This window comes from Vibrio sp. Scap24 (genome assembly GCF_013394185.1).
GTDB lineage: Bacteria > Pseudomonadota > Gammaproteobacteria > Enterobacterales > Vibrionaceae > Vibrio > Vibrio pomeroyi.
Genome location: NZ_CP041333.1, coordinates 615,965 through 629,741, shown reverse-complemented (window position 1 = coordinate 629,741; position 13,777 = coordinate 615,965). Strand labels below are relative to the sequence as shown.

At 44.9% G+C, this 13,777-nt stretch carries 12 protein-coding genes; 3 read left to right on the top strand and 9 right to left on the bottom strand.

Features of this window, described 5'->3' with window-relative positions; all coding sequences use genetic code 11:
- Position 1 precedes the first annotated feature (1 nt).
- The gene (locus FLM53_RS18425; RefSeq protein ID WP_176679926.1) at positions 2-880 is read right to left on the bottom strand and encodes a YdcF family protein; all 879 of its coding nucleotides are present in this window, start codon (positions 878-880) and stop codon (positions 2-4) included.
- A 336-nt stretch (positions 881-1,216) separates the two neighbouring features.
- On the opposite strand from FLM53_RS18425, the gene FLM53_RS18420 reads away from it, so the two are divergent.
- From FLM53_RS18420 to FLM53_RS18410, 3 genes are all read left to right on the top strand, one after another.
- Positions 1,217-2,587 (top strand): L-serine ammonia-lyase, encoded by a 1,371-nt coding sequence (locus FLM53_RS18420; protein WP_017631269.1) that lies wholly within the window; start codon positions 1,217-1,219, stop codon positions 2,585-2,587.
- A 415-nt stretch (positions 2,588-3,002) separates the two neighbouring features.
- Entirely contained in the window at positions 3,003-4,481 is a 1,479-nt protein-coding gene (locus FLM53_RS18415) for a peptide MFS transporter (protein WP_176679927.1), read from the top strand.
- A gap of 203 nt (positions 4,482-4,684) precedes the next feature.
- Entirely contained in the window at positions 4,685-5,467 is a 783-nt protein-coding gene (locus tag FLM53_RS18410; RefSeq protein ID WP_176679928.1) for a siderophore-interacting protein, read from the top strand.
- A 120-nt stretch (positions 5,468-5,587) separates the two neighbouring features.
- Here the strand turns inward: FLM53_RS18410 and gntR are convergent, their stop codons facing one another.
- The 8 genes from gntR to phnR form a co-directional block, all read right to left on the bottom strand.
- Positions 5,588-6,589, bottom strand: coding sequence for a gluconate operon transcriptional repressor GntR (gene gntR / locus FLM53_RS18405; RefSeq protein WP_123961968.1), 1,002 nt, complete (start codon positions 6,587-6,589; stop codon positions 5,588-5,590).
- A 139-nt stretch (positions 6,590-6,728) separates the two neighbouring features.
- A complete protein-coding gene (gndA, locus tag FLM53_RS18400; protein WP_176679929.1) occupies positions 6,729-8,237 on the bottom strand; it encodes an NADP-dependent phosphogluconate dehydrogenase in 1,509 nt (502 codons plus the stop codon).
- Positions 8,238-8,239: 2 nt separating this feature from the next.
- Positions 8,240-8,737 carry a gluconokinase gene (locus tag FLM53_RS18395; protein WP_019820437.1) on the bottom strand — a complete coding sequence of 166 codons (498 nt, stop codon included), beginning with the start codon at positions 8,735-8,737 and terminating at the stop codon, positions 8,240-8,242.
- Between the two features lie 117 nt (positions 8,738-8,854).
- Entirely contained in the window at positions 8,855-10,177 is a 1,323-nt protein-coding gene (locus FLM53_RS18390) for a TRAP transporter large permease subunit (protein WP_048663353.1), read from the bottom strand.
- Positions 10,170-10,727: a TRAP transporter small permease subunit gene (locus FLM53_RS18385; protein WP_017058622.1), complete on the bottom strand. Its 558-nt coding sequence runs from the start codon at positions 10,725-10,727 to the stop codon at positions 10,170-10,172. Before FLM53_RS18385 ends, FLM53_RS18390 begins: the two co-directional genes overlap by 8 nt.
- 65 nt (positions 10,728-10,792) lie before the next feature.
- Positions 10,793-11,809: a TRAP transporter substrate-binding protein gene (locus FLM53_RS18380; protein WP_019820432.1), complete on the bottom strand. Its 1,017-nt coding sequence runs from the start codon at positions 11,807-11,809 to the stop codon at positions 10,793-10,795.
- Between the two features lie 200 nt (positions 11,810-12,009).
- Positions 12,010-12,912, bottom strand: a complete 903-nt coding sequence (locus FLM53_RS18375; protein WP_176679930.1) for a multidrug transporter — start codon at positions 12,910-12,912, stop codon at positions 12,010-12,012.
- A gap of 135 nt (positions 12,913-13,047) precedes the next feature.
- Positions 13,048-13,752, bottom strand: a complete 705-nt coding sequence (gene phnR / locus FLM53_RS18370; RefSeq protein ID WP_176679931.1) for a phosphonate utilization transcriptional regulator PhnR — start codon at positions 13,750-13,752, stop codon at positions 13,048-13,050.
- Positions 13,753-13,777 lie beyond the last annotated feature (25 nt).

Genomic DNA, 13,777 nt, shown 5'->3' with positions numbered 1-13,777 from the left:
CTTATCGCCACCAGCGATGTGTGTGATCCGATTCAGGATCTAAATATCGATTCAATAAAGTCAGGTTAGTGTCTAATAGTGCTAGGTATTCCCTGACTTTTTTTGTGTCCGTATCCACTGGAGTCTGTTGAATACAATGCTCCAATACTGGAAGCAGGCTTTCCACGATACCAAAAAGAGATGAATCCCCTACCAATTCTTTTGCTTTAACCAACGCTTCAACGGAGAGTCTTTGTGGCTCTTTCCTAACGATATCTAAATCTCGTTGAAACGCCCCTGCGCTTGCGCCTTCAAGATAAACTCTGTAGGTCGTGAGTACATCCATCAGCAAAAACAGTTGGCCTTGAGTCGTTTGGTGCGGGTATGGCACTGGAATATGAGATTCCAACTTGCGATCTATCTGTAGTTCTACACCCAGCGCTGAACACTTTTCGATAAGCACCTTAAGCAGGCCTTGCTCGTCCATCAACGCTTGAATCTCAAAGATGCGTTGCAGGTGATAATCGTTCGAGATAAAGGTTACTTTCACACTCTGCCCTCGAGTAAACAGTCCGCTATCTATCATTTCAGAAGCCAAATTCTGAATGTTCTCTACCGTATTTGTTGAGCGTTGCTCAAATAAGATTGCACCCAATTTAAATGGATGTTCGTACTGAGCTTCAAGCTCTCGAAAATACTGGTGCATTGCATCCGCTTCTGAGAGAGTTTGCCCCTTTGTTACCCCGCCACAAAATGCAACGGCCGTTTGCTGATTCGACTCTTCAACCAAAAGCTCCACCAGATACCCTACTAAAGCATCAACTCGACTGATTCCTTCATCAGTCAATTTATTCTCATTAAGTCGCTTACCCAGCACAATAAGGAGGTGATTAATGCTCATTTTATGTTCAAGTCTCGTTTTGGTGATTAGATAGAGTGAATTATGTATACAATATCCAGTAACAAAAGTATTTTTAAATTCTCTTAAGTTGCTCGCAATAATGCTCACTATTGATAGCAGCATTTAAGGTAATGCAGGAATAGACGTGGCGCTTTAACGCAAAAATAACACGCTCTTGCATTTCATTGCTCTGACCTTGCTAATACAAGTTTCAATAAAAGAGACGTTTCAAGCAAAGAACAAGCTCGACTAAAAATGTTTCATGAAAAGTGAAACGAACAAAATACAAATTTTACACAGAGTTCGTACATCGAACCGTCTTCACAGGAAGTTACTATGCTGTCTATTTTTGACATTTACAAAATCGGGGTCGGGCCTTCCAGCTCCCATACCAACGGACCAATGATCGCTGGATTCAACTTTACACAAAAGATTGAATCTGTACTTGGTCAAGTTACCCGTATTCAAATTGACTTATACGGCTCATTGTCACTGACAGGTATTGGTCACCACACCGATCGTGCAACCTTGTTAGGCCTGCTTGGCAACCGCCCTGATACGATCAAAATAACCAGCGCTAATGCGGCCATGCGTAAAGCGATTGAAGATAAATCTTTAATGGTGAGTGGCAACCATGAAATTCATTTCGATGTAGAGAGCGACCTGCTCTTCCACAAAACCAACCTACCACTTCATGAAAACGGCATGACTATCTCTGCCTTTGATGAAAGTGGCAGCCTTCTGGATATGGAAACCTACTACTCGATTGGTGGTGGTTTCATCGCAACCGCTGATGAGCTTCAAAATGGCAAGCAAGAGTCAGAAACACAAGTTGAATTCCCCTTCTCTTCTGCCGATCAATTGCTTGAACTGTCCGACCAAAATGGACTAAGCCTTGGTGGTTTAGTCCTACGCAACGAAGTGTCATTCCAAGGCATGGATGTGATCGACCAAAAAGCAGACCAAATTTGGAAGGTGATGTCTCTGTGCATGCAACGAGGCTTTGACACCGAAGGTATCCTTGATGGTGGCCTAGAAGTCACACGTCGAGCGCCTGCGCTTTTGAAAAAGCTCGAAGCAAATGCCTCTATTGAAAACGATCCAATGGAGATCATGGATTGGATTAACCTATTTGCTTTTGCGGTGAGCGAAGAGAATGCAGCGGGTGGTCAAGTAGTGACATCACCAACTAACGGTGCGGCTGGCGTTATTCCTGCGGTATTGATGTACTACCATCGCTTCATCAAAGAACTGGATACCAAACAGCTCAAAGACTTTTTAGCGGTGTCTGGTGCAATCGGCATCCTATACAAAACCAATGCTTCTATTTCTGGCGCTGAAGTGGGTTGTCAGGGTGAAGTTGGTGTATCTTCTTCGATGGCTGCGGCTGGCTTAACCGCCCTACGTGGTGGCAGTAACGAACAGATCTGCATTGCGGCTGAGATTGCGATGGAGCACTCTCTGGGCATGACATGCGACCCGATCGGCGGGCTTGTTCAAGTGCCGTGTATTGAACGTAATGCGATGGGTGCGATGAAAGCCATCAATGCATCACGTATGGCGTTAAAGCGCACCAGCAAGTGTCTTATCTCGTTAGACAAGGTTATTGAAACCATGTACCAAACAGGTAAAGACATGAACAAGAAGTACCGTGAAACGTCTTTAGGCGGCTTGGCGGTGATTCACATGGCGCCACCGTGTGAATAACAGATAAGAAGACTGGTGTAGATAGCCCCTTTAGAGACGGCATTCTTGTAAACTTAGTTTTCAATATCAGAACAAAGCCAGCCACCAAGCTGGCTTTTTTATTGGCGAGAACTCAGCCGCCAATTGAAAGTGATACTCACATAAAAACATTTACCGAATGAATCTCGCTAACTTTCTCTTTAATAGTTCATTACTTAGCCACAAATCAAGACGGCTAATTTTTACACAGCCACGCATCCACTAGCAAAATCTAACATTGCAAATTTCATTCATGAGAAATATGAATGCACTCATAAGAAAAGATATATCGAGCAAAGTCCGGTTTGGGATACATGTTTCAGTTTATGTATTACTAGCAATGGTATTATAATTGGGTAATTACACTACATATTAATACTAATGTGAGAATAAAATAATGTGGAATAGATTAAACAAATCAATGATGTTCTGCCAAATGATGTTTGGACTTTCGTTCTATGGCGTCATGGTGATCTTGACTCGTTTCTTCCTTGAAGACCTTAACTACAATGAAGCTGACACCATGATGGTCGTTGGTGCTTTCTCTGCAATCGGACCACTGTTTGCTATCGCAGGTGGCTTCATCGCTGACAAATTTTTAGGTGCTTACCGTTCTTTAACCATTGCCTTTTTAGGCTTCGCAAGTGGTTATGTTTTACTGGTACTCGGTGCAGCAGCAACCAATGTACCGATGGCATTATGTGGTATCGCTTTAGCAAGTTATGCACGTGGTTTGATGTCTCCTTCTTACCCAAGCCTTTACAAACGCACGTTCAAAACTCAAGAAGATTTTGAAAACTGCTACCCTATCAATTACTCAGTAAACAACATTGGTGCACTACTAGGCCAATACTTGTTCCCAATGCTCGTGCTTGTTGTTGGTTTCCACGGCGGTTTCCTTCTTTCAGCTGTTCTAGCTGGCGCTGCGCTTCTAATGATGATCTTGGTTCGCAAAGGCCTTGTTGAAGCAAGTGCAGAGATCGATCAACAACCAGTAAGCACGAAAAACTGGGCAGCATTCCTTGGTCTTTCTGCCGCTATGATTGGCTTGGTGTTCTTCATGTTCTCTAACATGGATATTGGCCAAAACATCGTATACGCAATTGGCGGTGCAGCGATCGTCTACTTTGTTTCTTTGATGTTGAAATCGAAGAAATCAGACATGCTGAAAATGGGTACTATCTTAATCATCACATTCCTAACGACCTGTTTCTTCGTGTACTACGGTCAAATGATGACATCGATGACAATGGTAGCGATCAACACAATGCGTGGTGACCTATTTGGCTTCATCCCTGTCGCTCCAGAAGCTTCAATGGCAATGAACCCACTGTGGTGTATGGTTGCTGGCCCTATCATCGCGGGCATCTTCTCTAACCTAGAAAAGAAAAACATTAACTTCTCTACCGCAACCAAAGTAGGTTTCTCTTTCATTCTAACGGCTATCGCTTTCGGTATCCTGACAATGGCCGTGACCACAGTTGGTGACGACGTTCTGATTCGTCCTGAAGTATTCCTAGCAATTCACTTCTTCCTAGCATTTGGTGAAGTAATTGTTGGTTCTATGGTTGTAGCGTTCATTCTGTCTGTTGCACCTAAGCACATCGAGAACTTCTCAGTGAGTTTGTTCTCTGTAGCAATCGCACTATCAGGCATTGTTGGTGCGGTATTCTCAACGTCAATTGCACTAGAGAAAGGTCAAGAAATCACACAAGAGATCGTGCAAACGGTTTACGGCGATTACTTCCAAATGCTGACTGTTCTAGCAGTCGTGATGGTAGGTATTGCGATGGCAGCATCATTCATTATTCGTAAGATGCTAGAAGCAGCAAAAGCCGCTGATGAAACGATTGAACTAGAGCAAGCTAACAGCTAATTACTCTCACGTTCAACCGCTCTAACACATCAAGCCCTTTAGGAAACTAAAGGGCTTTTTTTGTCGATGAGTTTTACCAACACAGATCGATGAATTCTGGTTAGATTGCACTTATGTAAATTACAGTAAATGATAATTATTAGTATTGAGTGTTTTCTGGTTCAGGATTATGATGTCGGAATCAAAATCTAAGAGAGCCTTATATGAGCAAGCCTAGCCCTATCACATTAACCGTTACTCAAACCTCAACCATCACTCCAAACATGCAACGTATAACGTTGAGCGGTGAGGGATTAAGTAAATACCCAACAGAATGTGCCGGCGGCTACATCAAGCTTTTATTCTCGCCACTAGGCACCACAGATTTGAGCCAATTGAATGAAGGTGAGCGCCCAACCATGCGCACCTACACCATTCGTCAGTACAACCCAGTAGAGCAGTTCATCGAAGTCGATTTCGTTCGTCACATCACTAAAGATTTGCAATGTGGTTTTGCGGCAAGATGGGCAATGAGCGCGCAAGTGGGTGATACTATTTCAGTGGCAGGCCCAGGTTTAATCCAAGGACTAAACCTTGAATCGGATTGGTTCTTCTTAGTCGCAGACATGACTTCACTGCCTGCGCTTTCCGCAAAGGTAAAAACACTTCCAGAGCACGCGACAGGCCACGCTGTGGTTCAAATCAATTCAGCAGCAGACAAGCAAGCTCTTGAAGCACCTGAAGGCATCAAAATCACTTGGTTGATTGAAGATAAAACTGAAGAAACACTATCGCAAACCGTTCGCAACATAGAATGGTTAGACGGTCAGGTTTCAATATGGACAGCGTGTGAATTTGAAAGCATGCGCGAGCTGAGACAGTACTTCCGTAACGAAAAAGAAGTCGCAAAAGAGAACATCTACATCAGCAGTTACTGGAAACATGGCGTCACCGAAGATGGCCACAAAGTGTTGAAACAACAAGATGCTCAAGCTTTAGCGAGCTAAAGAGCATTGCTACAAAAGCACTTAAGCTAAAAGCATAAAAAATTGAAAACGCCCTTAACGACATCATATCGTTAAGGGCGTTTAGTTTGAATCCAATAAAGAGCAAGACCGAACTGAAGATTAGATACTCTCGCCCACTTCAATCTCGTAGCCAAGATCCAACTTCGCAATCCACTCTTGATTACCTTTTAAACGCGCCACAACTTGTTCAGCGGCGACTTTACCGATCTGCTCCCTCGGTGTAACCACAGTCGCCAAACGAGGTGTCATCGCCACTGTGATGTCGTGTCCGTGGAAGCCTGCAATCGCCATCTGTTCTGGTACTTGAATACCACGGCGTACACATTCATAGAAGGCACCAATCGCTAAGTCATCGTTCGTACAGAAAATACCATTCACCTGTGGGTGTTTCTCTATCAATTCTCCGATAAGCTTTGCACCTAAAGTGAACGAAGAAGCATCTTCAGTTTGCAGTGTGACGGGAGTTTTATCAGCCTCTTGCATCGCATGTTCATAGCCCGCCATTTTCAAGCGAGTACGCTCATCCATACGAGCGGCTAAATAAGCAATATTGGTGCGCCCTCGTTCGAGCATGGTTTTGGTCATTGCCCTAGCCGCTTCGAAGTTATCAAAGCCGACGGCTTGTTCAATTCTAGGCGATACCGAGTCCATAATCTCAATCACAGGAATAGACGCGGTCTGTAGCATTTTACGTGCTCTATCGGTATGCACATTCTCAGACAGAATAATCGCATCCACATTGTATGAGAGCAGCGAAGCAATACTCTGTTCTTCCAGTTCTGCGCTATAGCCGTAGTGGGCAATCATGGTTTGATAGCCGGCTGGCGCTGTGACTTGTTCGATACCACGGATCACTTCGGCAAAAACTTGGTTGGTTAGCGAGGGAACCAACACACCTATTGCATTACTCTTTGCATTGGAAAGAATGTCTGGTGCGCGGTTGGGGATATAGCCCAGTTCATCGACTGCGGCGTTGATCTTGTCTCGTAGCGCTTCTGATACCTGAGAAGAATCTCTCAAACAGCGACTCACGGTCATCTTGGTGACACCAACTAAGTTGGCAACATCTTGCAATGTAGGACGTTTTTTCTTGTTCGACATAATTAATAATTATTATTTTTGAGTTATGTTACTGGTAACAGTGTATCCAACTGACTTGGAATTTGAAGCCTAATTTACTAAAAGGTTGATATAGCATCACAATTACAAACGCCCTCATAGCGAGGGCGTTATACATTGTTTAAGCGTTAACTTTAACTTCCGTTCTTGGAGACTGACTCCAAGTCACGTGAAACTTTTCAGCCTCATCTCTATCGACTCGCGAATAAGTGTGAGAACCGAAGTAATCCCGTTGTGCTTGCAGTAAATTCGCTGGCAGCACTTCACAGCGCAAAGAATCAAAGTAACTTAATGCAGAGCTGATCCCCGGCATTGGCACACCATATAAAGCGGAATTAGCCACGGCTATACGCCAAGCCAACTCACGTTCTTCCACTTGCTTGATGAAAGCCTCATCAAACAACAAGTTCGCCAGTTCACTATTTTGTTGGTAAGCCGACGTGATGCTTTGTAAGAAAGCGGCACGGATAATACAACCCGCTCGCCAGATCTTAGCTATTTGAGTGAAGTCTAGGTTCCAGCCTTCTGTGTCCGACGCTGTTTTCAACAAGTCAAAGCCTTGAGCATAAACAGACAGTTTGGCGCAGTAGAGAGCGTCATGAAGCTCAGAGACTACCTCCGCTTTGTCCAATTGGCTGGAATCCGCAATATTGCCTTTTAGAAGCTGACTCCCTTGAATGCGTTGTGATTTTTGACCGCTCATCGCACGAGCATAGACTGCCTGTGCAATGGTTGGCGTTGGGCAACCCTCTTGTAGACTATTCACCGCAGTCCACAATCCCGTACCTTTCTGCCCGGCTTTATCTAGCACAACATCAACAAATGGCTTCCCAGTAACAATATCGTCTTGCTGAAGAATATCGGCGCTGATTTCCATCAGGTAACTATTTAGAACACCGTTATTCCACTGCTCAAAGACTTGACCAATCTCTTGAGCTGGCATTTCAAGCACATCACGCATGAAATGATACACTTCGCAGATGAGCTGCATATCGGCGTATTCAATACCGTTGTGCACCATCTTAACGTAATGACCGGTGCCAGAAGGGCCAACATACGCAGCGCACGCCTCACCCGCTGCAAATTGAACAACAGGTAAACCATTCGCATCCACTTTTGCAGCAATCGCTTCCCACATTGGCTTCACATATTGCCAAGCAGACTGGTCACCACTCGCCATCAACGCAGGGCCAACACGTGCTCCCTCTTCACCACCAGAAACCGCGGTACTGAAGAAACGAAGCTTACCTTTGTAATTCTGTTCACGCGTTTCGGTATCTGTCCATAAGCTGTTACCCGTGTCGATAACAATGTCGTCGCTCTCCAAACCGGCATCAAGCAGATTATTTACGACGATATCGACAGGTTTTCCTGCAGGAACCGATAACGCAATAACACGAGGTTTTGCTAAGCCCTGTAATACATGTTCAAGGCTAGTGCCTTTAGTGAACTGACCTTTGCCGTCAAAGGACTCATTAAGCTGCTTCGCTTCTGAATTTGCACGTTCAATGTTGTCGGCATTTAAATCAAAACCCGCAACGTTGAATCCATTGTCGATTAGGTTCAGCGCTAAGCTTTTGCCCATCACACCCAAACCAATCATCGCGATGTCATTTTTTCTCTGAGTCATGGTTAGCCTATCTGCTTAATTTGTTTAAGTGCACTTTCTACGACTTGCTCAACATCTTGCGAGATATCGACAAATAACGCTTCATCTAGCTCAGGTTCAACCAAGGTTTCAAACTGGCTTTTCAACATCTCTTGACCATTAAAATAATGATTTTCACGAGCTTTATGACGATTCCAAATCGTATCGAAACTGCCCTGTAAGTACACAATCACCAAGTCTTCATTGTTGTTGCGCAGAATGTCGCGGTATTGCGGCTTTAGCGCAGAGCAAGCGATCACAGCGCTTGGTTGTTCGATATATTGCTTATTCAGTGTTTCCAGCCATCCTTGACGATCTTCGTCTGTCAGTGGAATACCTTGACGCATCTTTTCTACATTGCTTTGCGGATGGAAGTCATCTCCATCAAAAAACTGGAGCGTTAATGCTTCTGCGATACGGCTACCAATCAGGCTTTTTCCGCATCCTGATACGCCCATCACGAGTATTTTTTTGCTTTTCATAAGGCAAGCCTTCCCTAAGCCCCAACCAAAACTGGGGCTGACAATCGAATCTAATAGTTAAACTTGTGTTGTTGCGGTTCTGTTCCTGACGCTAAAACCGGTCAGGAACCTTTGCTGTTATTGCCACCAAAGCGCGAGTTGCGGGAAGACGATAACTAAGCCTAAAACTAGGACTTGAAGTGCAATGAACGGCAGCAGTGACGTGAAAATCTCGCCCAAGCTGATGTCTTTTGGCGCTACCGATTTCAGATAGAAAGCCGCTGGGCCAAATGGTGGTGACAAGAAAGACACCTGCATGTTTAGACAGAACACAACACCAAACCAAACTGGGTCGAAGCCAAGACCAGTAATGATTGGAACGAAGATTGGCATTGTTAAAAGTGCTACACCAACCCAGTCAAGGAACATACCAAGTACCAACAAGATAGCCATCATGATTAACAGCGTTACTGTCGCGTTGCCGCCACTTAGCGCAAGGATGGTTTCTTCAACAAAATCAATACCACCCATCAAGTTGTAGATACCAACAAGAGCACTTGCGCCGATACCAATCCACATGATCATGCCGCAGGTACGCATCGTTGCGATGGCACTCTCTTTGAGCATGTTGTAATTCAGTTCACCACGAATTAATGCACTGATCATGATGCCAACCACACCCAAAGCTGAAGCTTCTGTAACTGATGCGATACCCGTGTAGATGCTGCCTAGAACAGTTGCTACTGAAAGCAGCGGGAAGAATAGGGCCTTGAAGTAGCTAGGTTGATTAGCGATGTCTTCTTCTGTCTCATCGTCACTAGGAATCGGTGCAAGAGAAGGGTTTAGCTTACAACGAATCAATACGTAGCCGATGTAACAACCCGCGAGGATAAACGCTGGTAAGAAAGACGCTTTGAACAAGTCACCGATTGATACGCTGGCTGTCATGCCATAGATGATCAGTACGATACTTGGTGGAAGCATGGTGCCTAGCGCACCACCCGCACAGGTTGTACCGATAGCAAGCTTACGGTCGTAACCTAAGCGAAGCATTTGAGGCAGAGCAAGAATACCAAGTAGTACAGTTTCACCACCGATAACACCCGACATCGAAGCCAACAGTACAGCTACCAATAAGGTTTGTACCGCAACACCGCCGCGAACCTTACGGCCAACCGATTTCATGGCATCAAACAGGTCTCGTGCGATACCTGAACGGTCTAAGAGCGCTGCCATCAATACGAACATTGGGACGGCGAGGAATACATAACCTGAAGCAAAACTGTAAGTTCGGCTAGCAATCAGAGGCAAGGCATCAGGGCCAAACCAACACAGGGTGAAGAAAATCGCGACAAAGCCTGTTACGAAAGCCAGCTGCATACCAGTGAGTAGCAAGCCAATCATCATAACCAGCATGAGCAAACTGCCCCATGCGATACCAATAGAAGATAAATCAAACATCGTCATTCTTCCTTAGACCCATCAACTCTTGGATTAGGTGCAATACAAACTGGACAACAAGAACACACAAAACGACAAAGATCAGACCTTTAAGCAGCGCAGGATAAGGCGCATTCAATACAGAGCCTGATGTCTCAAGGCGAAATTCACCCCAAGGTGCAAACCACGCTTCTTCTGCAGTGAAGTAAGCTGCGTAAGCGAGCATGCCCGCAAAGGCTAAACCAACGATGTGGTGAACAAGATTAAGATACTTACGTGTTTGGTTAGACACTGAATCGTAGATAAGAACAACACGTACATGTTTATCAGCCGCGAAAGCATAGATGCCGCCGATAATGAATAATGAACCACCGATAAATGAAGCCGTCTCGTGCACCCATGTGGTTGGGGCGTCAAATGCATAGCGCATTACAACTTCGTAGAATGAAATCAATACAGTGAAGATAAACAACCAGCTAACTAAGTTGCTGAATTTTATGATAAGGCGATCAAGCCCGTTTCTTGGCTTTTCATCGTTTTCAGCTGGTGCGTGAGGGATTTTGTCTGTCATGGGCCAAATTTCCTGGGAGAAAACGGGAGAGCAATGCCCTCCCCCATCAATAAGCTAAGTTTGAATTACAGTAAGCCGTTCTCTTCTAGGAACACGGTAACTGAGGTGTAAACTTTCTGTGCGTTATCAGAGCGCTCTGCAAATACTTTCCATTGACCTTTTGCGATCTCACGGAACTTCTTACGCTCTTCTTGAGACCAGTCATGAATCGTGATTTCTGGGTTCGCTTGCGCTTCTTTAACTGCTGCTTGGTCAGCCATTTTTAGCTGAGTCGTCATGTCGTAAGAGAAGTCACGTACTGATGTTTGTAAGATTGTTTGTAGATCAGCAGGCATCTTGTCCCATTTCTTCTGAGAAACAGAGATATCGATAAGTGGTAGCGAGTGGAAACCCGGTTGAACTGGGTGTGTCGCAATATCGTTCATGCCCGCTTTTTGGTTTGTAGAGAATACTGTGTAGTCCGCAGCATCAATTACGCCCTTGCTTAGACCGGTAAATACTTCAGAACCAGGAAGGTTTACTGGAGTCGCACCCGCGGCTGCAAACACTTGTTGTACTAGGCCTTCAGGCGCACGCAATTTAAGACCTTTAAGATCCGCGACACCGTCAATTGGCTTTTTAGAGATGAAAGACTCAACACCTGTTGTTGAAGCACCAACGAACTGAACGCCATAAGGCTTGTAAAGCTCAGTCATTAGCTCGTTACCGCCACCGTAGTTCATGTACTGAAGCAGTTGTGTTGTGTCTGACCATGCACCAACCATGTTACCGATAAGACCAAATGCTGGATCTTTACCAGAGAAGTAACCTGTTGCTGTGATATGACCATCAAGGATGCCCATCTTGATCGCGCCCAGCGTTTCAGTGTGTTTAACCACAGCGCCTACAGGCAGAAGGTCGATGTCGATGCGTCCGTTAGACATAGTCTCTACACGCTCAGCCCACTTCTGCTGAACCTTGAAGTTCAAATCACCAGAAGGGTCTGAAGATTGAATCTTAAGTTTAAAGTCTGCAGCCATTGCTGAAGTAGCAAATAGACCAGTGAGGGAAGCAGCAATCAGCGTTTTAGTCAGAGCTTTCATTTGGGTATCCTTATGAGTTTCACAGAGTCCGGTTTGTTGTTATATGTTACCGGTAACGTTGAGGTGGATGTTACCGGTAACTTTGCAGCCTTGTCTATGAGAAGGATCACATCTTTAACATTAGTAAAACGTTTGCTATCAATAAGAGAAATGTGAATGAAAAGTCACATTATAGGTAGGAGGTATGATTTAATTTCTTTTTAAGTCAGTGAGATAACCAAACCAGCAATGATAAAAACAACGCCTACACCGCGAGTCGTGTGCCACTTTTCCTTTAAAAAGTAGATCCCCATCACTACGCCGAAAATGATACTGACTTGCCTAAGTGCCACAACCAAGCTGACGTTCTCTGTCATGGTCATTGCAAATAACACTAAGCCATAAGTCGATGCCATCATAATGCCTGCCACTGTAGCTTTCTTACGCAGTATCCACGCGTTGGTAAACTCGACTCTTTGATTGGTCACCAACAACCAAATACTCAGCGGAATCACGATCGCCCAAAACTGAATGCCTAGGTAGAAAATCGCCGTGTGTTTATTCGTAATATTAGGTGTGCTTAACGGCTCCAATAACAAAAGCGCTTCTTTATCAATAATGGAATAACCCGTGGTGCCAATAGCGGCGATGAGTGCCCACAACACACCGAAGTTCAGGTAAGCCTTGAGCCTCAGCTCAGAGAATTGTTTCAGTGGAACGAACAAACAGCCTAATGTGATCAGTGCAAAGCCAACCCATTGATTCAATGACAACTCATAGCCAATTAATACGGTTCCCAAACCAACCATTAACACGGGTAGCGCTCGTGCCATTGGGTAGATAACACCAATATCAGCCTGTTTATAGGCGATACCTAAGCCGATTAAATAGATGATTTGGCAAATGCCACTCAAGAAGAGCAACTGCCAGAATGGAATTGTGATGTTTGCAAAGCCGACGCTGTAGACATACCAAATCAAATAGGGAGTCAGAATCGCGGCAGCAGCAAAGCCAGACGCCAAGAAGAAAGATGAGCCTGAGCCTTGATTTGATTTACCCAGGACATTCCAACCTGCATGCAGCAGAGCCGAAATAATCACGATGATGATGGCAGAGAATTCCATTTCATTCCTAACTTATTGACTGATAAAAGCAGTCGCTGAAAACAGAGGATAAAAAAGGCCTCCAGATAAGAGACCTTTGATCATTCCAGTTGGGCAAATCCCCAGAGTGAGGTGTGCCAGCATTCTAACGTACGACTAACGATCTAGCTGTGCTATCGACTCGATGCTGATCGCGTCATGACGCCAATACTCAATATCGCAGTCAATCAAATCGCCGTTTTGATTGTAGTTAACACGCTCGACAACCATTGCAGGAGAACCCGAAGTTGCACGCAGTGCTTGCGCGGTTTCTCCCAACAGAGACGTTGTACTCACACGATAACGGATCTTCTGATACACCACGCCAAAGTGCTCACGGTAGATGTCGGTCAGTGATTTAGACAGGTCATAATCGAGTAAGTTAGGAAACAGCTCTGGTCGAATGTAGTTCGTCACATACACGACCGGTCTGTCTTCAAGGTAGCGAACTCTATCAACTCGATAAACATCGGAGAACGGTTGTAACTCAAGAAGCTTAGTCGCCTCTTTGGTTGCCAACATCCCTTTCGCTGCCACTAACTCTGTTTTCGGCTTTCGATTCTGCGCCAGAGCCATATTAGTGAAGTTGAGTGTTTGTGTTGGGTCGTAGCGCAGTGGAGCTGGTGAGATAAACCAACCACGGCGATCTTCTCGATAAATACGCCCTTCCGCTTCGAGCGAAGATAAAGCTTCACGTAACGTAACGCGTGTTGTATCAAACGATTCAGCCAGCTTACGTTCTGCAGGCAGCTTCTGTCGTGGCGTTAACATCCCCGACTCTATCTGCTCTACGATGACATCTTTGATTTTTACGTACTGCACTTAATTTCCTTTCATTCTTGTTCTT